We start from the raw sequence: 26,714 nt of genomic DNA on the forward strand, positions 1-26,714 counted from the left end.
GCCGACGGGCTTCGGAGACATCCATTCCCGCATATTTTTTGCGCCAGGTGTAAAAAGTCGCATCCGAGATCCCGTGTTTACGGCACAACTCCCTGACGGGAATACCTGCTTCGGCTTCTTTAAGAATGGTAATGATCTGTTGTTCGTTGAATCGCTTCTTCATGTTCATCATCTCCTTGGTTGGATGAACATCACTAAGTATAGACTGGACTAGATTTAGGGGAGCAGGTCACATCAGCCAAACTAGGGGCTACGCTAACTTCAGGAGCAGGAGCAGGAGCAGGAGCAGGAGCAGGAGCAGGTTGAACCTTTGTCCTTGCCTCATTATTAATGCTAACTACTGTACATTTTGATTGTGGGTTATCCTCATTGGGAAGGTTAGAGCTAAACTGCTGGCGAACCTTTGCTACTTGAGCATCGAGTTCCATTTTAAAGCTGACATAAGGAATCCTTTCTGTGAGTGCTTGCTCGTATAAAGTGTGGATTACGCCAGAAAGCTGAGAATTACGCTTAGAAGCAAGCCTACGTTGCTTAGTCAGAAGTGAAAGTCGAATCTCTCTCGGATAACCCAGAGAAGTTTGCAGAATAGCGGGTGTGGAAATACGTGTATAAAACACGTTATTGCTCAATTTAATCAAATACATATGTATCACCTACTTGTATTAGGTGACATTTGATCGTCTTAAAACGAGAAAAGCCCTTGATAAATCAAGGGCTTGAATGTGGCGGAGAGATAGGGATTTGAACCCTAGGTACGCTATTAACGTACGCCGGTTTTCAAGTTAGACTTTATTTCAAATATTTCATATAATTTTCAGTTAGTTAAATGTGGTAGTTAGCGGCTAACAATAAAACTAACAACTTTGAGAGTTATGAAATGAGCATAAAAAGCATAAAGATCCACAACGGATTGTCGATCCGAAAACTACCACAGAGCAAAAATTTTAGCGTTTATATTAAATTTGAAGGATACCCAAAACGCCAATTCTCACTTAAAACGTCTGATCTTGATGAAGCTATTGCCAAGGCCAAGGCTGAATATCAGTTTAACAAGATGATGTTGGAGCGTGATTTACCGATCCAACAGCCAAACCAACGCCTAACCGTTCATAAGATTATCGATCTATTGATAAAAGAATATGAATCAGCACAAGACAAAGTAAGAGAAAAAAACCGTGATGGAAGACATGCCACACACATTAGGATCTTTAAAAAAATTAAAGAATTTTATCATGAAAAGCTTCGACCATCTGCTTTAGATATTGGACAAGTAAGATCCTACTTTCAAGAACAACCCGCTTTTTCGAATACTCAATTAGTTGCAACAAGATTCTGTTTTACTCAAATTTTTGATCGATCCTTTGAAAAGAAATTAATCACCAAAGATCAGATCGTTGATTTAAAAAAAATCAAAGTTGAAAAACAAAAACAGACCAGAAGAGATCATTTTACTTATCAAGAATTTGCTAGTTATTTTGTCTATGCTATGAATCAAGTTTCAAAAGCTCATGGCAAAGGAATTCACACTCAAAAAATGACAGTGTTTTACAGTTCTTTTTTATTTCATTCTGGTGTTAGAGCTGGATTTGAAGCATTGGGTATTAAATGGTCAGATCTAGATTATACAAGTTTTGGCGATCTATATTGTGTTATTAGAGATGGTAAAACTAAAAACTATGAGAAAAATAATCGCAATGTTATTTTTGATCTATTTGCAGAGGATTGCATTCACCACGCAGCACAAGAAAAATACAGCGATTTATTGAGAGGAATGGATAAGAGAAAAGTCATAACTTATCTTATCAATAAAAAACCAAATGAAACTATTTTTTCTACAAAATTTAGTGATAAACCCACTTATGATAGGATCTTTAAAAAATGGGTTGATGAACTCAAAGAGGCAGAGGTATTGCCTAAGGCTAAAGAACTAACACTTTACAGTTTGAGACATAGCTATATAACTAGATCAATTGAAAATGATGTGCCTCTGGCGTTGATCGCTGAAAATGCAGGAACAAGTATAACAATGATCGAGAAACATTATTCTCATGTATCTGTTATGACTCAAAAAGCTAGAGAAATACTATTAAAAGATAAACTATCATTCATTGGATATAATGACGATCAAAACGAACAAAAATATGATAAAGCAAGTTCTAGAAAAGATTTAGCTGGATTGTTAGAACGCTTGAAATAAAAAATAGCTGTTTTTTGCAAGATTTTTAATTTTGCGATATAAAAGCTGAAATAGTAAAAACATCGTCCAGAATGACAATTTAATAAATCTTTAAAAATATCTTAAACAGTTAAGCCCTTGGGCTATTGGGGGGTGTGGGGGAGACCAGCCCCCCACGTAATACCTACCCAAATTTTCAAATCGAGCCGAACCCTCGATTTTTCGACAAGTCGAACAAGGAAAATTTTACTCGCTACCGCTCAAACACTCGTAAAAAATTTTTACTCGTAATTACCTATAAATAAGACCATATATAAAGGTAAATAAAAAATGGCTTAAAATAAGGTTTTATTTTATACCTATGTAAAGCCTAGACTTACCATTAATGTAAAGGGGGTATAACAAAAAAATCGGTTTTTTCGCTTAACTACGCCAAAAATCAATGTAAACCCCTACCAATATTATTTATAAAAAATCCTTATTTTTAGCTAATTTTTAAAATTAATGTTGATTTGACATTAAAGTAAATATTGGTTTACGTGTTGACAAATAATTTATTTATGTTTTATTAATTAATATACAACTAAACAAATTAATAAAAAGGAATAAATTATGACTGATGAATTAAATATTAAATCAAATACAAAATACACAACAACAAGGGAAGACGGTCAAGAATGCTTGGTAGATTTGAAAGTTAATGAAGAAACAAGCGAATATACAGCATCTCAAAAATCAGCGTTATTTTATGCGTTTAATAGAGAAAATTACAAAAATAAAGTTTTGTTAGCAAGAGAAGAGCCTTTAGCTAATTCAATATTAGAGTTTCTAATATCAGAAATGGATAACACAAATGCTATTTGTATATCAATGGCAACACTTGAAAAACTATTTAAATTATCACGACAAACACTTTCAAAACATATAAAAACCCTTGAAAAAAGAAATTTTATTGAGATTTTCAAAAATGGAAATATGAATGTCTATGCTATAAATGCTTTTTTTGTGTGGACACAAGGGGATAAGAATCTTTGGAAAGCGAAATTTAAAGCGACAATGTATCTTAATTTTGATGAGCAATCATCACAAATAAAAAAAATATTCAAAAGAAATAACAACAAAGTAATAGGAGAAAAATAATGAATGGCATATATATAACTTACTATAAATATAAAAATGATGCTGAAACAGCTTTTAAAAATGTTCTTAAATATATTTTAAAAGATAAGTTTGAAGAGAAAGATTTTCATTTATATAAAGAGGATTATTTTAATGATTTTAAAGATTTTCATTCTAAAAAATTAGCATTTATACAGTTTAGTAATGAAAAAATTCAATATCAAAGCTTTATTTATACAAATCCTGATTTTTTCCCAGACAGAAAAAGTTTTTATGGTGTTTCTAGCGGTGATTTTTGTTTTACCAATATAACACCAGATGCTGATTTTGAAAAAATGGATCATTATGTACAAGAATTTAAGGAAAAATTAAGTAAAATCAATTTTAACATTGATGAACCTTATCACTTATTAGATCTTGATTTAATTTGTTTTATTTCTTCAAGCATTGAGGAAATAGAAGAAATAAAAGATAGTCTTGAAGTGATTGAATATGAAATTGATGATATTGAAGAATATTAAAAGAATAGACAAAAAAGAAATATTGAATAAAAAAGACTATTCAATATTTTTTTCGCCGCAATTTAATTCTTTGCCCTTTTACCATATTTGCGTTTTTGATTTTGTTTTTTTACTTCGGCTTTTTTCTCTTCGATGCTCATTGTTTCAAGCCTTTCTTTTGTTTCTTCCCTCTTCGCCTCGATCTGTTCCAAAACTGTCAATACTTCCGGTTCTGGCTCAGGTTCAGGACTTTGAGCAGCCTCTGGCTGCGGTTCTGGTTGATTTTCTTCAACCTCTAATTTTTGCTTGGGTTTTGGTAAAAAATCGCTTGGTTTTATATCTAACAACTCCAAAAGTTCAGATCCTTTTTTCTTGATATACTTAAATACTTTTTGTTCTTTTTTTTCTATGTATTTAACTATATTTTTAAAAGGAGTGTTGCTAAACAAGGCTTTAAGTGATGTTTTGGCTAAAACTTGCAAATTATTATAATTTTCCAATTCTTTATCAATAAGTTCTCTTTCTGTTCCTTCTATTATTATTTCATCTAATATATCTGAATATTCAGATTTTAATTTATCAAAATCTTTTTTTAGTTCTTCATTTTTTTCTATTTCAACTTGTAATTTTTTTAAATATTCATCTTTATTTTTATGATCTTTACTTTGATGTTGTTTAGGTTCTCCACGGTCAAAACCATATTTTTCAAAATGCTTATGAAGTAAATCTTGACAGTCGGACCAGTCTTTTTTTCTCATTTTTCTTAAACAGGTTGTTCCTGTTTCTTTGTTGAAATTTAAGAAAATTGCTTGGGCGTGCATATTTTGCTTTAAATATCCTTCTTCTCCATCTTCATTTTTTGTTTTAACGAGTCTTTTTTTCAATTCTTCATCTTCTAATTCATTAAATTGTTTTTCAGTGAAGAAAGTTCCTTCATCTAGATGAAATTGAAAACCGATTGGCTCAAACCCGTATTTATCTTTAAAATCCAACATATAATCTTTTATAGATTGTTCTACTTGTTTTTTTCCATCTTCACTATTTAATAAATCAAACATTAATTGATGATCAAAAACTAGAACAGAATCTATAAAAGTATTTGATTTTTTTTGAATAGCACTTGGATTTTGTTTTTTTGCTTCAGCTAATTTCAATTGATAATTTTGAACTAAATTAAGATCTTCATTATCAAAAGTAAAACCAAAATTGTTTTTTGTTAAGTCTTCAAATGCGTTCTTATTTTTTAACATAGAACGTATTACATGGGCTATTTCGGACATATTACTATCATTGTAATATTTAGTATTATTAGCTACATATTTTTTTCCACTCATATTTTTACCTCAATCTATATATTCAATAAAACATATTTTTAAGGTATTTCAAGAGCAAACAATTCGAGATTGAAAATCGAGGAGTGTTTTAGCTCACTAAAACACCGCTGCGCAGTGTGTGAGGTCTCCGACGGCTGGGGACACCCCAGACCCGTGAGATAAATCTCACCCGCTACGCTCTCGAATTGTTCCAATTCTCACAAGAACAAAAAGACAGTGCGCTGTAAGCTATTCTAAGCGACTTTTCTCAAGCATTTGAGCCAATGCTCAAACACTTTCAAAAACTCCCTCTGTAATAGAGGAACGAAATCAGGATATAAAAAAGCTATATGCCCAGTCAGGTATGCCAAAGAGAAAACTCCACCCACCCAACAGCGCAGCAAAAGGAGCTGTGATAGGGAAAAGCGCCATTGCAAACATTGCAAAACCACCAATCTTAACCGCTATCCAGAGCCAATATATCCATCCCAACGGTAGGATTAGGTAAAGCGACATTAACGCATAACTAAAAATTGTAGAAAAAAAGTTAGCCATAGACGACCTTTGTAAAATGTGATTATGCAACTATCTTATCAGCAATAAGCATCATCAAACAGTAGATAACAACACATTGTTTAGAAGTTAAAATCGGTAAACGATCCTATCTCACAGAATGAGCTATATACGATTTTTCTCAAGCATTTGAGCCGATGCTCAAACACTTTCAAAAAACGCTTAGAATCACATTGAGGGGATTTCTTGATATGAGTTCTGGGAAATGCTAAAACTAACTAACGCTAACAACTGTATTTTTAGCTAAAAATTGAAAGTTATAAACGCCAAAAAGCAAGAAAGGTAAGACTAAAAAAGCCTTACCTTTCAAGCACTAATGTGGCGGAGAGATAGGGATTTGAACCCTAGGTACGCTATTAACGTACGCCGGTTTTCAAGACCGGTGCTTTCAACCACTCAGCCATCTCTCCATTAAGTGCAAAAATCATAACCATGATTACTTTGCTTGTAAAGTCTTCAAATTGATTTTTATCAGTATTATGCGACTTTGATTAAAATTTTATCAGTGAAGGCGAGTTTTCTTATGCTTAACGGAATGAAAAAAGGGAAGTCTTCATAAGAAAACTTCCCTTTAGGTGTATGGTCGGACTGAGAGGATTTGAACCTCCGACCCCCGACACCCCATGACGGTGCGCTACCAAGCTGCGCTACAGTCCGATGGCATGTAATCTACCGCCTTTCCTAAAACGAGTCAAGCAATAGCTTGATTTAATTGTCTTTGCTGTAGAAACGTTTTAGTTCAGTTAACCCTTGCATCAGAACCGGCAGTGTCGGATTAGTATCCGGCAACCGATGGTAATTGTTATCAAAGACTTTGAAATTACCAAACTTATCAATCACTGTTGTTTGCTTATTGGTCACTAGAGCCAATTCCCGGGCATCTCCGGCTAAAATCCAACGTCTTTTGTTTTCATCAAACAAGTTTTGACCACTACTGTAGTCATTCGGGTTTGAAGAAACACCGAGTAAATCTTGTAACAGTGTCACTGAAAAATCGAGGTGACTGGTGCGCTGGGTATATTTGGCAGCAACTTTGCCCGGCCAGTGAATAATCATCGGCACTTTAAGTTGGTACTGACTGTAGTTGGTATTGGAGCCCCAGCTATTAGTATTGGTTTCATTAAACTCAGTGCCGTGATTTGAGGTAATAACAACGATTGTCGAGTCCATTAATCCTGTTTTATACATTTGCTTAATCAATTGCCCAAGCTCATGATCCGCGGCTTCAACTGACTGTTCATAGTTATTTTTGAGTTTGTCTTGTGTGGCGCTTTCGAACGAATTATCCGGTGCGTCGAACGCCTGAACGGTCGTCAATTCTAAATAGCTGAACCAACGGCCTGATTGATTAGCCACCCACTTGGACCAAGCTTCGATGGTCTGATCATCTTTGCTGGCACTTTGAGTAAATGCAGTTTGATGTAATGGCAACCCTCTGAATACGGTTTCTGCATAGAGTGGATCGCTGAAGTTATTGCTGCTGAAAAGCCCAAACTGATATTTCTGTTCTTCGAGTGTATCGAGCAGAACCGGCAGCGTGCCTTGAACTTTTATACTTGATGCATAACTGCTCGGCAGGCCATAAAACAGCCCGAAGATACCAAACATGTCATTACTGGAGCTGTAATGGTTGCTGAAGTTCAGACTCTCTTTGGCGAATGTCGTCGTCAGCGGCATATATTTGCTGTTGAGCATATCGGCACGCAAGTTATTGACACTTACGACCAGAATATTGAGTGGGTTAATCCGGCGATCAAATTTGATCGGCTCTAACGGATAGTTAACCAGTACCGATTTGTGAGTCTGTTTTTCATGCAGACGTTTGAGATATTCATCGCGATTAAACAGCCCGTGTCTTTCCATAAACGATTTTGCCGTCATCGGATAAGACAGTGGAAAATTCGATTTTTGGCTGGTGACCGGTGTATACAAAGAGGCATCAGACCAGACATAGATGAGGTGACTGGTAATGAAGCTAATAAAGAAAATGGTCGCCAGTGGTCGGCCGATATGTTTATGCGATAAACGTCTCTGTTTTCTCCATACCCACTCGGATAAACCAATCTCCATGGCAAAAATCAGCGGTAATAATACGAACAGATGCTGAAGATCGCTGGTTGTCGTTTTGGAATTATCGCTGAAAAGCACCTCCCATACGACGGGGGTTAAATGGAGATTGAGTTTGAAATACAACTGCGTATCGATGAGCAGGACGGTCAGGCCACCCGTTGCAAAACAAACGGCAAGAAACCTGAATAACTTGCGTGAGGGGACAAGAAAAGTCAGTGGAAACAGTACCAACAGGTAGAGCGCAAAAACAAGAAAGCCAAAATGTCCGACCCATGAAACAGCTAAGTAAAACTGCCCCAGTAATGTTTCTGGCCATGGTGACTGCGATATGTAACGTGTGCCGATCAGCATGGCTGCGATAATGTTAAAAAACGCAAACCAGTGTCCCCAGCCAACTAGACGGGATACACGTTCTCCGTAGGTGTTTTCACTCTCTACCATGTTCTTTTCGTTTTATCCGTTCTTTGTTAGTGAATCGTACTGTCGATTGAAGATATCAACGCTTGAGCGAATTTCTCTGCAATGGCTTTTCTCTGATTTTCTGCAACGTTCTGATTCAATACATTGGTTGCGATGTTTCCGGCGATCATCAAAACCAGATCCGGAGACGCATCATGTTTATCAAAAACGGCAGCAATTTCAGTCAGGATCGTTTCAATTTGTTGATCACTATATTTTGATGTAATGGGCATATAGACTCTAACGATGATAGTAAAAACGGCTTATGATAACCTACTATACCTGTCAACTGAAACCACAACGATGATAAATTCGCTATGAGTCTTGATCTCTCCAATGTAATACTACACCAGTTACTGAAAAATGAATCGGATGAACTGGTTGTCAACTATCGCTCTCAGTCTTTAGAAAACAATGCTTCAACGCAAAATCTGGTGGCTGAATTGCACCGTGTTTTTAGTGCTAAGCCGTCTAAAGGGTTTGGCTGTTTCCAACCAGACAGTGAGTTTCAAAACTGGTTGCGTGAGCTCAAAAGCGGCAGTTTAGATTTTTATGATTTCTCACAGTCCAGCGCCAGAAAACTCAAAGATGAGCTGATCAAGTATCCTTTTGCTGACGAAGGGATTCTGGTGATGGCCGAATATCAGTCACTGGCGACGCAGTACCTGTTCATCGGGCTGTTACCTATGAATCAGAGCCTGAAAATCACAGAAGGATTGGATATCAGTGCGACGGATTATCTCGATATCCGACAGATGGATATTGCAGCCCGCATCGATCTCTCGCTGTATCAGTCCGATCCGGATTCTAATCGTTACCTGACTTATATTAAGGGGCGCGTCGGGCGCAAAGTTGCTGACTTTTTTCTCGATTTTCTGCAGGCTGATGTCGGGCTGGATTCAAAACAGCAAAATTTAGTATTGATGCAAGCCGTGGAAGATTTTTGTAGTGATGCGCAGTTTGAAAAAGATGAAACAATTACTTACAAAAAGCAGGTCTACGACTACTGTAATGAACAGATTAAATCAGGTGATGAAGTTCAGCTGAAAGATTTATCGAAAGAGTTGCCGGATGATACTAACGGAACAACGTTATGGGACTATACCCAAAGCCACGGCTATGAGCTGGAAGAGAGTTTTCCGGCGGATCGCTCGACAGTGCGCAAACTGACAAAGTATGTGGGCTCCGGTGGTGGGTTAAATCTGAGTTTCGATAGTTTGTTGCTGGGTGAGCGAGTCTTTTATGATCCTGAATCGGATACGCTGACGATCAAAGGCACACCACCTAACTTACGTGATCAACTGACAAAAAATAATCGTTGATACGCTTATGTGAAAAAATGCCGAGGCACCTTTTGGGGTGCCTTTTTGTTTTATTTATCTGATATTGTTATTGTTTATACACGGTAATTATCGTGTTGGCTGCGGTAATCAAGTTGAAAAACTTATGGGAAATTCCAAATTGAGCTTGAGATTTTGTTCTGAACCGCTTATAGATGTTGGATTAGTTTTGAATCAGAAACACATGGAGAGTTTGTGCAATGAGAGTTGGTTTAGTCGGGTGGCGTGGTATGGTTGGTTCTGTACTGATGCAGCGGATGGTTGAAGAAGGTGATTTCAATCATATTGAGCCTGTATTTTACAGCACTTCACAAGTTGGTATCGCGGCTCCCGATTACGGGAAAGATGCCGGATTGCTGCAGGATGCTTACGATGTTGAAAGCTTAAAGCAGTTGGACGCCGTCATTACATGTCAGGGCGGGGGATATACCGAGAAAGTGTATCCACAGCTTAGAAATGCCGGTTGGAAAGGCTACTGGATTGATGCAGCATCAACATTACGGATGGCTGAAGATTCCATTATTACGCTTGATCCGGTCAACATGAAGCAAATTCAACAGGCTATCCATGCCGGAACCAAGACCTACGTCGGTGGTAACTGTACCGTGAGCCTGATGCTGATGGGCTTAGGCGGACTCTTTGAGAGAGGTCTGGTCGAATGGATGAGTGCGATGACGTATCAGGCTGCATCCGGTGCCGGGGCTCAGAATATGCGTGAGCTGATTTCTCAGATGGGTGTGATTAACGATTGTGTCAGTTCTGAGCTGGCAAATCCGGCCAGTTCTATCCTTGATATTGACCGTAAGGTCGTGGAAACGATGCGTTCAAGTTCTTTCCCGCGTGATAACTTCGGTGCACCGCTGGCCGGTTCATTGATCCCATGGATTGATGTAAAGCGTGACAACGGACAGAGTAAAGAAGAATGGAAAGCCGGTGCTGAAGCAAATAAGATTCTCGGTTTGCAAGGTTCTCCGATCCCGATTGATGGCACTTGTGTGCGTATCGGTGCAATGCGTTGCCATTCTCAGGCGCTGACAATCAAGCTGAAACGGAATGTACCAATGGATGAAATCGAAGAAATGATTGCGTCGCATAATGACTGGGTAAAAGTGGTTCCGAATGATCGTGATATCACAGCTCAAGAGCTGACACCGACCAAAGTTACAGGGACGTTATCTGTGCCTGTGGGTCGTTTACGTAAAATGTCGATGGGTGATGACTTCCTCAATGCCTTTACTGTCGGTGATCAGCTACTGTGGGGTGCAGCAGAACCGTTGCGCCGCACGCTACGAATCATTCTGAACGAGAAATAGAGACGTCAAATCCTCATCACGTCTTGTGAGCGGATTGAGAAAAGAGTGTACAGTGTGCACTCTTTTTTTTATCTGAGTAATTTTTATCTGAATCACAACTATGGTGTTTCTTCTGAAACAACACGTTTATCCGGATCGGCTAACTGACTGCCGCAGTGTTTACAAAACAGTGAGTCACTGTCATGCCCGGTGCGAGAGCAGTTCGGACACTTGACTAACTGGCGATGAATATTCATCTCTTTACTCAACTCCGCGGTAATAATGCCTGTCGGAACCGCGATAATTGAGTAGCCTAATAACATGGTGAGTGATGCGAGCCCTTGACCAAGCGGGGTCTGAGGCACCAGATCACCATATCCGACCGTTGTAATGGTGACGATAGCCCAGTAGATACATTTCGGGATACTTGAAAATCCATGTTCCGGACCTTCAATGACATAAATCAGCACTCCGAAAATCGTCACCAATATTGAAACGGAGCTAAAAAAGATAAAAATTTTCCGCCGCGCCATAAGCAGTGAACGCATCAGAATATTGGAGTCTTGCAGATAACGAACCAACTTAAGAATTCTGAAAATTCTCATCACACGAATCAGTCGGACAACCGCCATAAATGACACACTAGGAAAGAGTAGCGAGAGGTAAGTGGGCAGAATGGCAAGTAAATCGACAATCCCGTAAAAACTCTTCGCATAAGCCTTGGGATGAGGGGAGCAGTAGAGTCGGATGAGATATTCCATTGTGAACAGCAGGGTAAACCCGTACTCAAAGTAACGGAGTTGTTGGTGCCATTGCGCATTGATTTCCGGAATTGACTCTAGAATCAAAACCAATAAGGAACTCATAATTGTCGCAATCAGGCAGAGGTCAAACACTTTGCCTGCCCGTGTATGTGTCCCGAAAATAATGACATAAAGATTTGTTCTTAGTGACGGTTCAGTCATAGTTTTTCCATTGATCGATTGGCGTTATCTGTCTTGTTTATTTTAAGTGTGGTTCATGATTGGTAGTTACGTATGTATAGGCATGGTGACTTTGACGGAAAAGTTATCCCCATATGTCGAAATCTCGCAACATGGATGCCGCTCATCATTGGCATTCGTTGAATGATTATCCCGTGATATGAATAAGATGTCATCTATTCGGTGATTTTTGTGGTGCACTGGCAAAAGGTTATCGAAATGGAACCTTTTACATCAGATAAAATCAGAACAAGTGTTTAGATGTGCAGATTGGTTTGTGTCTCATATGTAGGGATATTGTAAAAAAGATCGTTTAAAAATGGTGTTCTCGGCCATGGCTTATATACTGACTAGTAGCACGAAAACAACGGATTAGGTCTTTCTCTGTTGCTTCATCATGAAAATTTATTACATAAAATTGTAGTTTTTTTTATTTTATGTCTCGATGATATTTCTTTATGAAACCGGTCTCTTTATTTATTTTTCATTACAATTCATATGGTTATATCTTGTTTGGGTAATATTTCGATAAGTGAAGGAATTGTTTTTTAGAACTGATCTGGGTCAATGTTTTCAAATACTGAAAGATTATACTCAGAGATGAAAGCTATTTACTAAGCTTGTTTCTAAGAAAAATCTGGATTTTGACCGTTTAGACCGGATGACAGTCTTAATAAAAAGTTTTTAACATTTTTTTAATTTTAGGAGATTCACTATGCCTGTAACCAATATGGCGGAACTTAATGCTCTTGTTGCACGTGTGCAAGCTGCTCAAGCAGAATTTGCAACTTACTCTCAAGAGCAGGTAGACAAAATTTTCCGTGCGGCATCACTGGCAGCAAACCAAGCTCGTATTCCTCTGGCACAACAAGCGGTCGAAGAATCTGGCATGGGGATTGTCGAAGATAAAGTGATCAAAAACCACTTTGCATCAGAGTACATCTATAACAAGTACAAAGATGAACAAACTTGTGGTGTGCTGGAAGAAGACGAGAACATGGGCACAATGACGATTGCAGAGCCTGTCGGCATCATCTGTGGTATCGTCCCTACAACCAACCCAACGTCAACAGCGATCTTTAAATCTCTGATTTCTCTGAAAACTCGTAACGGAATTATCTTTTCTCCTCACCCTCGTGCTAAGAACTCAACTAACGATGCAGCGAAACTTGTGCTTGAGGCTGCGGTTGCCGCAGGTGCACCAAAAGACATTATCGGCTGGATTGACCAACCTTCTGTTGAGCTGTCTAATGCCTTGATGAAACACGAAGGGATTGCTCTGATTCTTGCAACGGGTGGTCCGGGAATGGTTAAGGCTGCTTACTCTTCCGGTAAACCAGCTATCGGTGTGGGTGCCGGTAACGTGCCTGTTGTTATCGATGAAACTGCTGATATCAAGCGTGCAGTTGCTTCTGTCCTGATGTCAAAAACATTTGATAATGGTGTTGTGTGTGCTTCTGAGCAAGCCGTCATTGTTATGGATGAAGTTTATGACGAAGTCAAAGAGCGTTTTGCTACTCACAAAGCACACGTGCTGAACAAGTCTGACGCAGATAAAGTCCGTAAAGTTCTGCTTATCGATGGTGCTCTGAATGCTAAAATCGTGGGTCAGCCAGCAACCGCTATTGCCGAAATGGCTGGTGTGAGTGTTCCGGCGGATACTAAGATTCTTGTTGGTGAAGGTATCGGCGAAGTTTCTTACGACGATGAGTTCGCTCATGAAAAATTATCACCGACTTTAGGTATGTTCCGTGCGTCTTCTTTTGAAAATGCGGTAGACCAAGCGGTGAAAATGGTAGAAATCGGTGGTATCGGACATACATCTGGTTTGTATACCAATCAGGATGTGAACAAAGATCGTATCCGTTACTTCGGTGACCGATTAAAGACAGCTCGTATTTTGGTCAATATTCCGACAACTCATGGTGGTATCGGTGATCTGTACAACTTTAATGTTGCACCTTCTTTAACACTGGGTTGTGGTTCTTGGGGTGGTAACTCTATCTCAGAAAACGTCGGTCCTAAACACTTGATCAACAAGAAAATTGTTGCTAAGCGAGCTGAAAACATGTTGTGGCATAAATTACCTAAGTCTATCTATTTCCGTCGTGGTAGCCTGCCTATCGCACTGGGCGACCTTGAAGGTAAAAAACGTGCATTCTTGGTTACAGACCGTTTCTTATTCAACAATGGTTATGCCGATGATGTCGTCAGCCTGCTGAAGTCTCAAGGGATGGAAGTTCAGACGTTCTTTGATGTTGAAGCTGATCCGACATTATCTGTTGTGAAAAAAGGTGCCGCGCAAATGGCGAGCTATCAGCCTGATGTGATTCTGGCACTTGGCGGTGGTTCTCCGATGGATGCTGCGAAAATCATGTGGGTCATGTATGAGCATCCGGAAACGCATTTTGAAGAGTTAGCGATGCGCTTTATGGATATCCGTAAACGTATCTACAAATTCCCGAAAATGGGTCAGAAAGCTGAATTGGTATGTATCACAACAACATCTGGTACCGGTTCTGAAGTAACACCATTTGCCGTTGTAACCGATGATGAAACTGGGGCGAAATACCCACTTGCAGACTACGAATTGACACCAAATATGGCAATCGTTGATGCAAATCTGGTGATGAACATGCCTAAGTCACTCACTGCGTTTGGTGGTTATGATGCGGTAACTCACGCATTAGAAGCTTATGTCTCAGTGCTTGCTAACGAATATTCAGATGGTCAGGCTTTACAGGCGCTGAAAATGTTGAAAGAGTATCTGCCATCAAGTTATGCAAATGGTGCGAATGACCCGATTGCCCGTGAAAAAGTGCACAATGCTGCAACAATTGCCGGGATTGCATTTGCTAACGCATTCTTAGGTGTATGTCACTCAATGGCGCATAAAATCGGTGCAGAGTTCCATGTTCCTCACGGTCTGGCAAACGCACTATTGATTGCAAACGTTGTTCGTTATAACGCCAATGATAACCCGACCAAACAGACTGCATTCTCTCAATATGACCGTCCTCAAGCACGTCGTCGTTATGCTGAGATTGCCGATCATTTGGATCTGTCTCAACCGGGTGACCGTACAGCACAGAAAATTGAACGTCTGTTAGGATGGTTGGAAGAGCTGAAGCATAATCTTGATATCCCACTGTCTATTCAGTCGGCCGGTATTAACGAAGCAGATTTCCTTGCTAAACTTGATGAACTGTCAGTTCAGGCGTTTGATGACCAGTGTACCGGTGCAAACCCACGTTATCCGTTAATCAGTGAGCTGAAAGACGTGTTACTGGCATCTTACTATGGTCATGCTTATGTTGAAGGCGATACTGTTGAAGGAACCACAGTCATCAAGAAGAAAGCGGATCAAGAAGCGGCCGTAGAAACGCCTAAAAAGCGGACTTCGAAAAAAGAGAAATCTGAAGCTTAATTGCATTCATACTGTATAGATGAAAATGCCCCAGCCTTTGGTTGGGGCATTTTTTTGCGTCATATTTTTCTGACTTTGATTGAGTTTCAAGCCTTAACGAGATTGGTGATAGGTCTGTTTGTACTCATAACCATTCAAGATGAGCAGAAACTTGGCCACAGTGGGATGACTTGTGATATTGGCCAATGCCACTAAAACCATCAGAGGGCAGGTAGCAATGTGCTGGAGTTATGCCTAGGAATATGTGCGACAGTCTGACAATCAATAATAAATAGAAGAAGAGAAAGGCAACCAAAGGTAAATGTTGCTGATAAGAAAAAGGCGTTGCTTCGTGATGAAGCAACGCCTTTTTGTGAAGTGTCGTACTTTGAACTTATCCGGCGAGGACGTCGGTTGCAACTTTGTAAGTTGGATCTTCCTTCACATTCGTTTCTATCAGACTGCTGGCTTTATGAAGCAGTTTACGACAATCCTGACTCAGGTGACGTAAGTGAAGCGTTTTACCTACGGTTGCGTAACGTTCCGCGAGGGTTTCAATCGCATCAATTGCTGAGTGGTCTGTCACTCGTGATTGAGCAAAATCAACAATCACGTGTTCCGGATCTTGGTGAGCATCAAATAACTCCAGAAAATTTGCCACCGAACCAAAGAAAATCGGTCCATGGATTTTATATTCTTTAGAGCCGTCTTCGTTTGTATGGCTGGTTGCATAAATGTGTTTAGCATGATCCCATGCAAACATCAGTGCTGATGTAATGACACCGACAGCAACGGCAATCGCTAAATCGGTAAATACAGTCACAATGGTCACAAGGATAATCACGAAGAAGTCTTTCTTCGGTACTTTTCTGGCAAGTTTAAAGGTTGCCCATTCGAAGGTTCCGATCACCACCATAAACATGACACCGACCAATGCTGCTAGTGGAATCATCTCAATGAGTGATGAAGTAAACAAAATAAAGCACAGCAACATCACTGCAGCAACGATACCGGACAGGCGTCCTCTGCCACCGGAGTTGACGTTAATCATCGATTGACCGATCATCGCACACCCACCCATAGCACCGAAAAACGAACAGGTAATATTGGCAAGCCCTTGCCCCATACATTCTCGGTTTGACTGGCCGCGGCTATTCGTCATTTCATCAAGTACAGTGAGTGTCAGCAAAGATTCGATCAGTCCGACGGCTGCTAAAATAACAGAATAGGGCAGAATAATTTTTAGGGTTTCGAATGTGAGCGGGACATTTGGCACTGCAAACGTGGGAAGTGTTCCGGCAAGTGTTGCCGCTTCATTTCCGGACATGGTACGAAGAAAATCAACCACAGTCCGGGTTTCCAGACCGAATCCCTGAACAATTAAAGTGACGACAATGATAGCGGCCAGAGAAGAGGGGATTGCCGTTGTGATTTTCGGCAGGAAAAAGATAATCGCCATGGTTAAAGCGACAAGGCCTAGCATGAGTAACATTTGGTCATAGGGTAGCCAAGTCATTACGCCATTCAAAGAGGGCACCTTGAATTGCCCTAACTGAGCAAGGAAGATAACGATAGCAAGTCCGTTGACAAAACCGATCATGACCGGATGGGGCACAATCCGGATAAATTTTCCGAGTTTGAATAAACCGGCACTGATTTGAAGGATACCTGCTAATAAAATAGCAGCAAACAGATAAGAGATGCCGTGTTCGGAAACCAGGCTGACCATCACGACAGCCATGGCACCGGTTGCACCTGAAATCATCCCCGGGCGGCCACCAAAAATGGCAGTAATCAGACCGACAATAAAAGCAGCATAAAGACCGACCATCGGGTCCACACCTGCAACAAATGCAAAAGCAACGGCCTCGGGGACTAATGCCAGTGCGACGGTCAATCCGGAAAGGACATCATTTTTAATTGAATATGTTGATTGGTTTGGGAATTCAAGCATGAGTATGACTGTTTTCTGTTAGTGGCTGAACAAAAAAACCGATATAAAGCTATCGGTTCGCTCTGGGTATTGTAACCAAGCAATATGAACTGGTGATTTCAGGTTCATGTGCCGCAAGTTCTTTCATGACTAAAAGGACATTTCGGTCTTGGACTTTACTTGGGCATAAGCTGGCGAATGCTACAGAAAAGTGTGATTGAGGTCAACTGTTCGGTATCTTGGTGACGAGCTGCCTTTTATGGATGTAATGAGATGCGCTGACCGAAGAGGCGTAAAAAAAGAGCTGCATTCAGCAGCTCTTTGAAGACTAAAAGTTACGCAGAAATTATTCAGGATAACTGGAGTGGTTTTGCCATGACAGAACTAGCATGATTGGTTGCTGCATGACTGCCGGCACCTTTTAATGGATAGCGTTGATCTCGCAAAGGCGCAGCATCAAGAATAACGTTTACCAGTTCACCGCTTCCGGGGGCTTTAGTCATTGGAGAAAAAGCATGGCCTTTTACTGCGATGACACTTTCCGGCGCCGGTTGTAAAGGCTGCTCTGAACTTTCCTGAGCTGGTTCTGGCATGTCTTGTGGGCTGTCCTGAACTTGTGCTGTCTGTTCAGTATCCGCGACAACTTTATCGGTGATCTCTGCTTTCGGCTGTTCAGCGGGTGATGGTTGATCTCCCACAGCTTCCGTCGGCGTAGCAACCTCAACATGCTCACCTGAAGATTTATCCGTTTCCTGAGTTACCGGGTTCATCTCTTCATGAACCATTTTTTCAGGCGTGACTATATCCGGTGTCACTTGCGGTGCATTTTCTGATGTTGCAATCTCTGAAGTGTTAGATGCTGCGGCTGAATGAACAATCACCTTACCCATTGCCATTTCAGGGAACGCGACACCGCTGAGTTCCCGCGTTTCTGGCTGTACCGGTGTTTGTTCAGATTTAACGGGTTGAGATGTGGACTTTTTCGTTAAACCGTAGCTTGGCATCACTTTACCCATTGCCATTTCCGGAGACGCAACACCGCCTTTCCGTAACCGGAATGGGTTTGGTCTGCGTTCTCTGCCTCTGCGACGACGTTGGCCGTTTGCACGTAAATGGCGAGGCGAACGACGACTGCGACGCTGTTTAGGCTCTTCAGTATTTGTGTTGTCATTCGCATTATTTGCGGTCTGATCTTGTTGCGTCTCTTCCGATGAAGACTGCACCGGTGATTGTGACGATTGTTCATCCGTCACTGCCACAGGGGACACTTCTTGATTTATCTCATCATGTTCGGATACACGTTTATCAGTTGCCAAAGTTTCGTCAGTCGTTTGAGACTGAATCCGAATCTGTTTGGTCAGTTTACGGCGTTGACGGCGCTCTTTAGCAACGACAGCTTTATCTTGTGTATCCCGTGGTTCTTTCTTCGCTTCAGATTGTGCTTCCTGAGCGATTTTTTGTCCTTCTTCGGCCAATTTATCAGCCGAATTTTTATCTTGTGGCCCACGCTTATCTTGTTTTGGTTTACGAGATTTCGCTGGCTTTTTATCATCAACAGGCTGTTGCTGTTTGGTTTCAGCTGAGTCTGTTTTCTCTGATTTTGGTTTGTTGTTTTCCTGAGTTTGTTGACGAGGACGTCTGCGTTGCTCTTGATTACGTTCACGAGAACGGCGAGGTTTTCTGTTCTCTGAGGGTTTTTCCTGTGTGGATGTTTCAGTTTCGACCACCGGTTTTTCCGGCTGAGCTGGTTCTGAAGCAGAAAACAGATTATTCAGGCCTTTCATCAAGCGACTGAATAATCCCGGTTGTGCCGGTTCCTTCGATTCACTTGTTTGAGTGGTTTGAGGCGCTTTAGGTTGAGGCGCTGATGTTGTTGGCGCAGCAAACCCTTTTAAGACCGGCTCTTCGATGCGTCGCTGTTTCGTTTCAGGCTCAACGATATCTTTACCTTCGACCTCACGAATACTTTCTAATCGTTTTGGCACGAGGTAAGACAGCATTTCCTGTTCTTCACCTTCGCGAACCCGAATTACCTCAAAGTGAGGGGTTTCCATATCAGAGTTCGGTACGATGGTGATTTTAACATCCTGAATTCGCTCAATGTGATTAATTGAACGACGTTTCTCATTTAATAGATACGATGCAATCGGTACGGGCACAACGGCGAGGACTTGTGACGTATTGTCTTTCAACGCTTCTTCTTCAATGAGTCGAAGTACAGACAGCGCGAGAGATTCATTATCACGGACAACCCCTGTTCCGGAACAGCGCGGGCAAATATGATGACTTGCCTCTGCCAGAGAAGGGCTCAGGCGTTGCCGGGACATCTCAAGTAAGCCAAATCTGGAAATACGGCCAATCTGAACCCGGGCACGGTCAACACGAACCGCTTCTCGAAGTTTGTTTTCAACTTCACGTTGATGACGGACTGGTGTCATATCGATAAAGTCGATGACAACAAGACCACCTAAATCTCGTAAACGAAGTTGGCGAGCGATTTCTTCGGCTGCTTCCAGGTTGGTATTCAGTGCCGTTTCTTCGATATCACCACCCTTGGTTGCACGAGCAGAGTTGATATCGATCGACGTGAGTGCTTCAGTCGGGTCGATAACTATCGAACCACCGGAAGGTAAACGCACTTCACGCTGGAAGGCTGATTCGATCTGGCTTTCGATTTGATAGTGGCTGAAGAGCGGGACTTCACCTTCATATTTTTTGACCCGATTGACAAAATCGGGACGAACAAGGCGGATATGCTCTAATGCACGTTCGTAAATGGTATTGCTATCGATCAATATTTCACCGATATCGCGACGCAAATAATCACGAATTGCGCGAGCAATAACATTACTTTCCTGATGGATTAAGAAAGGAGCCGGATTCGTGTCGGAAGCCTGCTTAATTGCACTCCAGTGGTTGAGCAGAACGTTTAAATCCCACTCTAACTCTTCAGCACTTTTACCCACACCGGCAGTGCGGACTATCAGCCCCATGCCTTGCGGAAGTTCGAGTGTGCTGAGTGCTTCTTTCAGTTCAGTTCTTTCCGTTCCTTCGATACGACGGGAAATCCCACCGGCACGAGGATTATTTGGCATCAGAACCAAATAGCTACCAGCCAGAGACACAAATGTTGTAAGCGCAGCACCTTTACTGCCACGCTCTTCCTTCTCGATTTGAATGATGACTTCCTGACCTTCTTTCAGAACTTCCTTAATACTAGGACGTCCCTGATAAGTGTAGCCGGCCGGGAAATATTCTTTCGCAACTTCTTTGAGAGGAAGAAAACCATGTCTTTCCGCGCCATAATCCACAAATGCAGCTTCAAGACTTGGCTCAACTCTGGTGATTTTTCCTTTGTAAATATTGGCTTTCTTTGATTCGTATCCGGGACTTTCTATATCCAGATCGAAAAGTCGCTGGCCATCAACCAGCGCGACACGCAACTCTTCTTTTTGAGTTGCGTTAATTAACATTCTTTTCATTTAAAAATCTCGTTGTATTTCTTTTGTTTTGATTATTTGTTGTTCTTATTGCTTGCATTTCGTCTTCACGGTGCCTGATCCCATGGCTTTTTTTTGCAGCCTCTCGGCTGGAAGGGACGCTCAAAAAGGCACTTCAGTCCTCACCCTCTGATTACTTCACCAGTGATGAGCCGCCGTGTGCGGTAGATACTCAACATGAATGACGATGAGTAGAACAATAAGATGTTACGGTCTGTCTGTCTTACGCCATTTGCAGCATACAAAGAACCGTAAGTTTCTACCCAAAATTGCTCGAAACATGGCATCATGAGTTAAAACATTGCCAGTGTGTCTATTGCAGCTATGAACTATAGCAGTGGCAACGTATTTCAGCAATCTGCTTTATAAAAAATAAACCTAAAAAAATCGGCTCCGGAAGCTGAGATGATTTATGAATTGGCGACTTTGGCGTCGTTTGTTCAAGATTAACACGCGAGGGGGCGAGAATCGTCAATATTTATCACTATGATATCGATCATCAAGATAGTATGATGCGCGCTTTTGAGCCAGAATTGCTATCCCAGCCAACTTTTATGTCCAGTGATGAAGCGCTAGGTTGAGCGGATCGCCTGTAGCAGCAACTTCTTTTTATCAACAATTTTGTATAAACAATAAGCAAATGAGCGAAATCAGAACACAAGTCCAGTTTGTCAATATTGATGAAGATATGGCAGGCCAGCGCATCGATAACTTCCTGCGTAATAAACTGAAGGATATTCCGAAGAGTGTCGTTTACCGGATTCTGCGCAAGGGCGAAGTGCGTGTGAATAAAAAGCGGATTAAACCTGAATATAAATTACAACCCGGTGATGTGATTCGGATCCCGCCGGTGACTCTGCCGCAGAGTGACACGACGCAAGAACCATTGAGCCCTAAACTGGCAAAAGTTTCGCAATTAGAACAGTGTATTTTATTTGAAGATGATGCGCTATTGGTGCTGAATAAGCCGTCTGGGACAGCCGTTCATGGTGGGAGCGGGTTAAAATTTGGCGCGATAGAGGCATTGCGGGCGCTCCGGCCACAGGCCCGTTTTCTGGAATTGGTACATCGGATTGACCGAGATACTTCCGGAATCCTTTTGGTGGCGAAAAAGCGTTCGGCTCTCCGTCATTTACAAGCTCAGTTTCGGGACAAGTCGGTTCAGAAGCATTACAACGCGCTCGTGATGGGAACGTGGGATGCCAAATGTCGCAACATAAATGCGCCACTGCTGAAAAACGAAGTCAATAGTATTGTTCGGGTCAACCCGCAAGGGAAAGCTTCGGAAACTCGTTTTAAAGTGATCGAAGCTTTTTCTCAGGCAACATTAATTCAAGCGAGCCCAGTGACCGGACGGACTCATCAGATCCGTGTTCATACCCAATATGCAGGACATCCGATCGCTTGGGATGATCGTTATGGCGACCCTCGCTTTGATGCATATACGGGTAAATTAGGATTGGATCGACTCTTTTTACATGCCGCACAGATACGTTTTATCCATCCAATAAGTAATGAAGTGATGACGCTTGTCGCTCCGATGGAGCAAAAGCTTGAAAATGTGTTGGCACAGCTACGTTTATAGCACTGTCATTCCTTCAGCATCGAGTAAGTCGATCAGTTTGATCAAGGGCAATCCGATGAGTGCATTCGGGTCGTCACCCTCTAAGCGTTCAAACAGGGCAATGCCAAGCCCCTCACTTTTGAAACTGCCGGCACAGTCAAGCGGTTGCTCTATTTCAATATAACGTTCAATTTGCCCGGGAGTTAATTGACGAAAGTGAACATGGAATTGGTCAACAATCGATTGGGTTGTCCGGGTGACATTATTATAGACGGCGAGCCCTGTATAAAAGGTGATTTTGTTTCCCGATTGCGCCGTCAACTGTTGAACTGCCCGTTCCTTAGTGTGTGGTTTGCCGACGATTTGCCCCTGCACAACACACACTTGATCTGAGCCGATGACCAGACTTGGTTGGTGCCGCGGAGGGCAACTTTGTGCTTTTTGTCTGGCTAAACGTTGAACCAGCGCTTGTGGCGATTCATCCGCAAAGGGGGTTTCATCACACTCAGGTGCCATTGAAATGAAGGGAATGGCTATTTTTTCCAACAATTGGCGCCGATATTTTGAGGTAGAAGCTAAAACAAGTTGGTAATGGCTCATATAGATATTTGATGAATTCTTTGGTGTTGTGCCGAGAATATATGATAATGCTATGGAGATCACCGTAAGTGGATCGGAATGGCGAAAAAAAGCTAACTTTTTTCCCTTTTTCTTTGACTAAATTTGATTTGGAAGATAATATTCGCGCCCTATGCAAAAGGTAAAAATCCCGCGAACGGTTGATCCCGTAAAAGCAGCTCAGAAACGACTCGACTATGATGGTATTATTCAGGTCGGTCTTTTTAAGCGCTTAGAGGAAGCAGTCGAAGGCGTAAAATGTGACGCTGATGTCTCATTGTCATTTGGGTTTGATGAACAGCGACTCGTTGTTATCTCTGGTAAAGCTAGCATCGAAGTTGATTTGCAGTGTCAACGCTGTAATGAGGTTTTCCCACATCGTTGCGATGTGGATTTCACTTATACCCCGAATTTAGGGAAGAAAAGTGAAGATGCACCGGCATCATACGATTTGGTAGATCGGAATGAGTACGGTGAAGTAGACCTGATTCAGTTGGTTGAGGACGAGTTCATCATTGGTTTACCCCAAGTTGCGATGCATGATCCATCAGACTGTCGTGTTGATTCAGACAATATGGTATTTGGTGACATTCCTGATGAAGTTCCGGAAGATAAACCGAATCCATTTGACGTATTAAAGAGCTTGAAGCGCTAATTTTTATCGCTAAGCATCCATTAACATAGGAGTAGGGTCCATGGCCGTACAACAAAACCGTAAAACACGTTCTAAGCGTGGTATGCGTCGTTCACATGATGCGTTGACTACAGCTGCTTTGTCTGTAGATTCAGCATCAGGTGAAACTCACCTACGTCACAATGTAACTGCAGATGGTTACTACCGTGGCAAAAAGGTAATCAACAAGTAAGGTTGGACCTTTGCAATATTATACCGTTGCACTTGATGCAATGGGCGGGGACTTCGGACCTCGCGTTACAGTGCCTGCCGCCGTGCAGGCACTGTCGCGTTTCCCAGCGCTAAAAGTGATTTTGGTCGGTGATCGGAACGCAATCACCTTTCAATTGTCTCAGTTAGGTTACTCTGACAGCTCACGTATGAGTATTGTTCATAGTGATCAAGTCATCTCTAATTCAGAAAAACCTTCTCTTGCACTGCGCCGTTTTATGCATAGTTCAATGGGAATGGCGATTGACTTGGTGACAGAGCAAGTTGCTGATGCATGTGTCAGTGCAGGGAATACCGGTGCGCTGATGGCTCTTTCACGTTTCCGTTTGAAGTTGCTCCCCGGTATTGATCGGCCTGCGTTGATTTCTGCGCTTCCGACGGTATCCGGAAAACGGCTGTGGATGCTGGATTTGGGCGCAAATGTTTCCTGTGATGCCGATTCTTTATTTCAGTTTGCTGTCATGGGGAGTGCTTTGGCTGAAGTTCATCTGGGGCATAAAGCTCGAGTGGCTGTTTTAAATGTCGGTGAAGAAGAAATTAAAGGCAATGATTTTGTCAGACGATGTGCCGATATGTTAAGACAGACGCAGTCAATTCATTTCACCGGTAATATCGAAGGCAATCAGATATTCAATGATCTGACTGATGTTGTGGTTTGTGATGGTTTCGTTGGCAATGTCTGTTTGAAAAGTTGTGAAGGGACTGCCCAGCTGTTTATTGATCAGCTAAAAAATAGAATGTTTGGTTCATCAATAAAGGGTTGGATCGCAAGAAAATTATTTTCTGAGCTATTTATTGGGTTAAAAAGCCTGAACCCCGACCACTATAACGGAGCAAGTTTGTTAGGATTGCGTGGCATCGTGGTGAAAAGCCATGGTAGTGCTGATATATCCGCTTTTGCCAATGCGATAGGAGAAGCGGTACACGAAATCAAAGAGCAAGTACCCAGTCGTATTAGCGAACGATTAGAAGCAGTTTTACTCGAGAGGCATTATTAGTCTTCATGTATAGCAAAATATTAGGTACAGGCAGCTACCTGCCATCTCAGGTGCGGACTAACGCAGATTTAGAGAAAATGGTAGATACGAGTGATGAGTGGATTGTTACACGCACGGGCATCCGAGAACGACGTGTTGCTGCAGAAGATGAAACGGTAGCCGATATGGCTTATCTGGCAGCGGTAAAAGCGTTGGAGATGTCTGCTGTTTCTAAAGATGATATCGATATGATTATCGTTGCAACAACCAGCGGTAGCCACTCATTCCCTTCATCGGCTTGTCAGGTTCAGGCTCAGCTTGGAATCAAAGGATGTCCGGCTTTTGATATAGCAGCAGCATGTTCTGGGTTTATGTATGCTTTGTCGATTGCTGATCAGCACATTAAATCAGGCATGTGTAAAAACATTCTTGTGATCGGTTCTGACGCGTTGTCAAAAACCTGTGATCCGACTGATCGTTCAACCATTATCCTTTTTGGCGACGGAGCGGGTGCTGTTGTGCTTGGTCGTAGTGAAACTCCCGGAATTCTGTCAACTCATATTTATTCTGACGGTGAATATGGCCCATTGCTATCTTTGGAAACGCCACAGCCCGGCGGAGATTCTGACAAATGGGTCCATATGGCTGGAAATGAAGTCTTCAAAGTGGCTGTGACCCAATTGTCACAACTCGTTAAAGATACATTAGCCATAAATCAAATGGATAAAACGGAGCTGGATTGGTTGGTGCCTCATCAAGCAAATCTAAGAATTATCTCTGCTACGGCACGAAAGCTTTCCATGTCTATGGATCAGGTTGTTGTGACTTTAGATCGGCACGGCAACACATCAGCGGCGTCAGTACCAACAGCTTTAGATGAAGCAGTTCGGGATGGCCGCATCCAACGTGGTCAGACATTGCTGCTGGAAGCTTTTGGCGGTGGCTTTACGTGGGGCTCCGCACTAGTCGTATTTTAATACTGAGAAAACAATCCATATCATGGTGTGATGATGCTCCGTGTGGGGATTGTTTGGCGAGAGGAATAAAAAATGAGCAATTTTGCTATCGTGTTTCCCGGTCAAGGTTCACAAACGATCGGAATGCTTGCCGAGCTGGGTGAACAATATGACGTAGTTCAACAGACGTTTGCAGAAGCATCAGATGTCTTGGGATATGATTTATGGTCACTGGTTCAAAATGGACCTGCGGAAGATTTAAATCAAACGTTTCGGACCCAGCCTGCACTGCTTGCTTCTTCGGTTGCAATCTGGCGGGTATGGCAGTCTTTAGAACTGGGGATGCCCGCTACGCTGGCAGGACATAGCCTCGGTGAATATTCTGCTTTGGTTTGTGCTGGTGTGATTGACTTTAAACAAGCGATCAAATTAGTTGAGTTACGTGGTCAACTGATGCAAGAAGCGGTTCCTGCCGGGAGTGGTGCGATGTTTGCCATTATCGGTCTCGACGATGATGCAATTGCAAATGCATGTATCGCAGCTGCAAATGGGCAGATCGTATCTCCGGTAAACTTTAACTCTCCGGGTCAGGTTGTCATTGCCGGTGAAAAAGATGCCGTGCAACGCGCAGGGGAGCTTTGTAAAGAAGCCGGGGCGAAGCGTGCTCTGCCACTGCCTGTGTCTGTGCCATCTCACTGTGCTTTGATGAAGCCAGCTGCAGATAAGCTTGCCGAAACACTGCAAGCAATGACATTCAATACACCTGAAATATCAGTGATTAACAATGTTGATGTGATTGCGGAAACAGATCCGGAAAAGATCAAAGATGCGCTTGTTCGCCAATTGTATAATCCGGTACGTTGGACGGAAACTGTACAGAAGATGCATGAACAAGGTATTGAAAAACTATTTGAAATGGGGCCGGGAAAAGTTCTGACCGGTCTGACAAAACGAATTGTTAAAACACTGACTGCAGAGGCAGTAAACGATACTGCTTCATTGAATTCAGTTCAGTCATCATAGGGAAAAGA

The 26,714-nt window shown here is 41.9% G+C and carries 21 protein-coding genes and 2 tRNA genes; 12 read left to right on the plus strand and 11 right to left on the minus strand.

Annotated features, from left to right (window positions below; all coding sequences use genetic code 11):
* Positions 1-163, minus strand: a 163-nt coding sequence (locus VR7878_RS06155) for a transposase (protein WP_139344031.1), incomplete at its 3' end; no start/stop codon positions are given.
* 31 nt (positions 164-194) lie between these two features.
* Positions 195-644: a hypothetical protein gene (locus tag VR7878_RS06160; RefSeq protein WP_235862853.1), complete on the minus strand. Its 450-nt coding sequence runs from the start codon at positions 642-644 to the stop codon at positions 195-197.
* A 233-nt stretch (positions 645-877) separates the two neighbouring features.
* On the opposite strand from VR7878_RS06160, the gene VR7878_RS06165 reads away from it, so the two are divergent.
* The 3 genes from VR7878_RS06165 (at position 878) to VR7878_RS06175 (ending at position 3,816) form a co-directional block, all read left to right on the plus strand.
* Entirely contained in the window at positions 878-2,197 is a 1,320-nt protein-coding gene (locus VR7878_RS06165) for a tyrosine-type recombinase/integrase (RefSeq protein WP_077334406.1), read from the plus strand.
* A 591-nt stretch (positions 2,198-2,788) separates the two neighbouring features.
* Positions 2,789-3,316 carry a transcriptional regulator gene (locus VR7878_RS06170; protein WP_077334408.1) on the plus strand — a complete coding sequence of 176 codons (528 nt, stop codon included), beginning with the start codon at positions 2,789-2,791 and terminating at the stop codon, positions 3,314-3,316.
* Entirely contained in the window at positions 3,316-3,816 is a 501-nt protein-coding gene (locus tag VR7878_RS06175) for a hypothetical protein (RefSeq protein ID WP_077334410.1), read from the plus strand. Before VR7878_RS06170 ends, VR7878_RS06175 begins: the two co-directional genes overlap by 1 nt.
* Before the next feature lie 62 nt (positions 3,817-3,878).
* Here the strand turns inward: VR7878_RS06175 and VR7878_RS06180 are convergent, their stop codons facing one another.
* The 5 genes from VR7878_RS06180 to VR7878_RS06205 all read right to left on the minus strand — a co-directional run bounded on the left by VR7878_RS06180 (position 3,879) and on the right by VR7878_RS06205 (position 8,443).
* Positions 3,879-5,129, minus strand: coding sequence for a hypothetical protein (locus VR7878_RS06180; RefSeq protein WP_077334412.1), 1,251 nt, complete (start codon positions 5,127-5,129; stop codon positions 3,879-3,881).
* Between the two features lie 871 nt (positions 5,130-6,000).
* A tRNA-Ser gene (locus VR7878_RS06190) sits at positions 6,001-6,091 on the minus strand.
* 170 nt (positions 6,092-6,261) lie between these two features.
* A tRNA-Pro gene (locus VR7878_RS06195) sits at positions 6,262-6,338 on the minus strand.
* A gap of 51 nt (positions 6,339-6,389) precedes the next feature.
* Complete coding sequence (locus VR7878_RS06200) at positions 6,390-8,192, minus strand: DUF3413 domain-containing protein (RefSeq protein ID WP_077334414.1); 1,803 nt, start codon at positions 8,190-8,192, stop codon at positions 6,390-6,392.
* Between the two features lie 26 nt (positions 8,193-8,218).
* Positions 8,219-8,443 (minus strand): YejL family protein, encoded by a 225-nt coding sequence (locus VR7878_RS06205; protein WP_077334416.1) that lies wholly within the window; start codon positions 8,441-8,443, stop codon positions 8,219-8,221.
* 84 nt (positions 8,444-8,527) lie between these two features.
* On the opposite strand from VR7878_RS06205, the gene yejK reads away from it, so the two are divergent.
* The gene (gene yejK, locus VR7878_RS06210; protein ID WP_077334418.1) at positions 8,528-9,532 is read left to right on the plus strand and encodes a nucleoid-associated protein YejK; all 1,005 of its coding nucleotides are present in this window, start codon (positions 8,528-8,530) and stop codon (positions 9,530-9,532) included.
* A gap of 218 nt (positions 9,533-9,750) precedes the next feature.
* Positions 9,751-10,863, plus strand: a complete 1,113-nt coding sequence (gene asd, locus VR7878_RS06215) for an aspartate-semialdehyde dehydrogenase (RefSeq protein WP_077334420.1) — start codon at positions 9,751-9,753, stop codon at positions 10,861-10,863.
* A gap of 98 nt (positions 10,864-10,961) precedes the next feature.
* Here asd and VR7878_RS06220 read toward each other — a convergent pair whose 3' ends face one another.
* Positions 10,962-11,807, minus strand: coding sequence for an ion transporter (locus VR7878_RS06220; protein ID WP_077334422.1), 846 nt, complete (start codon positions 11,805-11,807; stop codon positions 10,962-10,964).
* 733 nt (positions 11,808-12,540) lie between these two features.
* Here VR7878_RS06220 and adhE point away from each other — a divergent pair.
* Positions 12,541-15,252, plus strand: a complete 2,712-nt coding sequence (gene adhE, locus VR7878_RS06225) for a bifunctional acetaldehyde-CoA/alcohol dehydrogenase (protein ID WP_077334424.1) — start codon at positions 12,541-12,543, stop codon at positions 15,250-15,252.
* A gap of 373 nt (positions 15,253-15,625) precedes the next feature.
* Here adhE and VR7878_RS06235 read toward each other — a convergent pair whose 3' ends face one another.
* Positions 15,626-17,185 (minus strand): SulP family inorganic anion transporter, encoded by a 1,560-nt coding sequence (locus VR7878_RS06235; RefSeq protein ID WP_077334428.1) that lies wholly within the window; start codon positions 17,183-17,185, stop codon positions 15,626-15,628.
* Between the two features lie 329 nt (positions 17,186-17,514).
* A complete protein-coding gene (rne, locus tag VR7878_RS06240; protein WP_077334431.1) occupies positions 17,515-20,646 on the minus strand; it encodes a ribonuclease E in 3,132 nt (1,043 codons plus the stop codon).
* 658 nt (positions 20,647-21,304) lie between these two features.
* Here rne and rluC point away from each other — a divergent pair.
* A complete protein-coding gene (gene rluC, locus VR7878_RS06245; RefSeq protein WP_077334433.1) occupies positions 21,305-22,249 on the plus strand; it encodes a 23S rRNA pseudouridine(955/2504/2580) synthase RluC in 945 nt (314 codons plus the stop codon).
* Here rluC and VR7878_RS06250 read toward each other — a convergent pair.
* A complete protein-coding gene (locus VR7878_RS06250) occupies positions 22,244-22,828 on the minus strand; it encodes a Maf family protein (RefSeq protein WP_077334435.1) in 585 nt (194 codons plus the stop codon). The genes rluC and VR7878_RS06250 overlap by 6 nt on opposite strands.
* A gap of 151 nt (positions 22,829-22,979) precedes the next feature.
* Between VR7878_RS06250 and yceD the strand changes: the two genes are divergently transcribed.
* From yceD to fabD, 5 genes are all read left to right on the plus strand, one after another.
* Positions 22,980-23,501, plus strand: a complete 522-nt coding sequence (gene yceD / locus VR7878_RS06255) for a 23S rRNA accumulation protein YceD (RefSeq protein WP_077334437.1) — start codon at positions 22,980-22,982, stop codon at positions 23,499-23,501.
* A gap of 40 nt (positions 23,502-23,541) precedes the next feature.
* A complete protein-coding gene (gene rpmF, locus VR7878_RS06260) occupies positions 23,542-23,712 on the plus strand; it encodes a 50S ribosomal protein L32 (RefSeq protein WP_077334439.1) in 171 nt (56 codons plus the stop codon).
* A 10-nt stretch (positions 23,713-23,722) separates the two neighbouring features.
* Positions 23,723-24,748, plus strand: a complete 1,026-nt coding sequence (plsX, locus tag VR7878_RS06265) for a phosphate acyltransferase PlsX (RefSeq protein ID WP_077334441.1) — start codon at positions 23,723-23,725, stop codon at positions 24,746-24,748.
* A 5-nt stretch (positions 24,749-24,753) separates the two neighbouring features.
* Positions 24,754-25,704 carry a beta-ketoacyl-ACP synthase III gene (locus tag VR7878_RS06270; protein WP_077334443.1) on the plus strand — a complete coding sequence of 317 codons (951 nt, stop codon included), beginning with the start codon at positions 24,754-24,756 and terminating at the stop codon, positions 25,702-25,704.
* Between the two features lie 72 nt (positions 25,705-25,776).
* The gene (fabD, locus tag VR7878_RS06275) at positions 25,777-26,706 is read left to right on the plus strand and encodes an ACP S-malonyltransferase (RefSeq protein WP_077334444.1); all 930 of its coding nucleotides are present in this window, start codon (positions 25,777-25,779) and stop codon (positions 26,704-26,706) included.
* Positions 26,707-26,714: the final 8 nt, after the last annotated feature.

The sequence above is a fragment of the Vibrio ruber DSM 16370 genome, from assembly GCF_900163965.1.
Classification (GTDB): domain Bacteria; phylum Pseudomonadota; class Gammaproteobacteria; order Enterobacterales; family Vibrionaceae; genus Vibrio; species Vibrio ruber.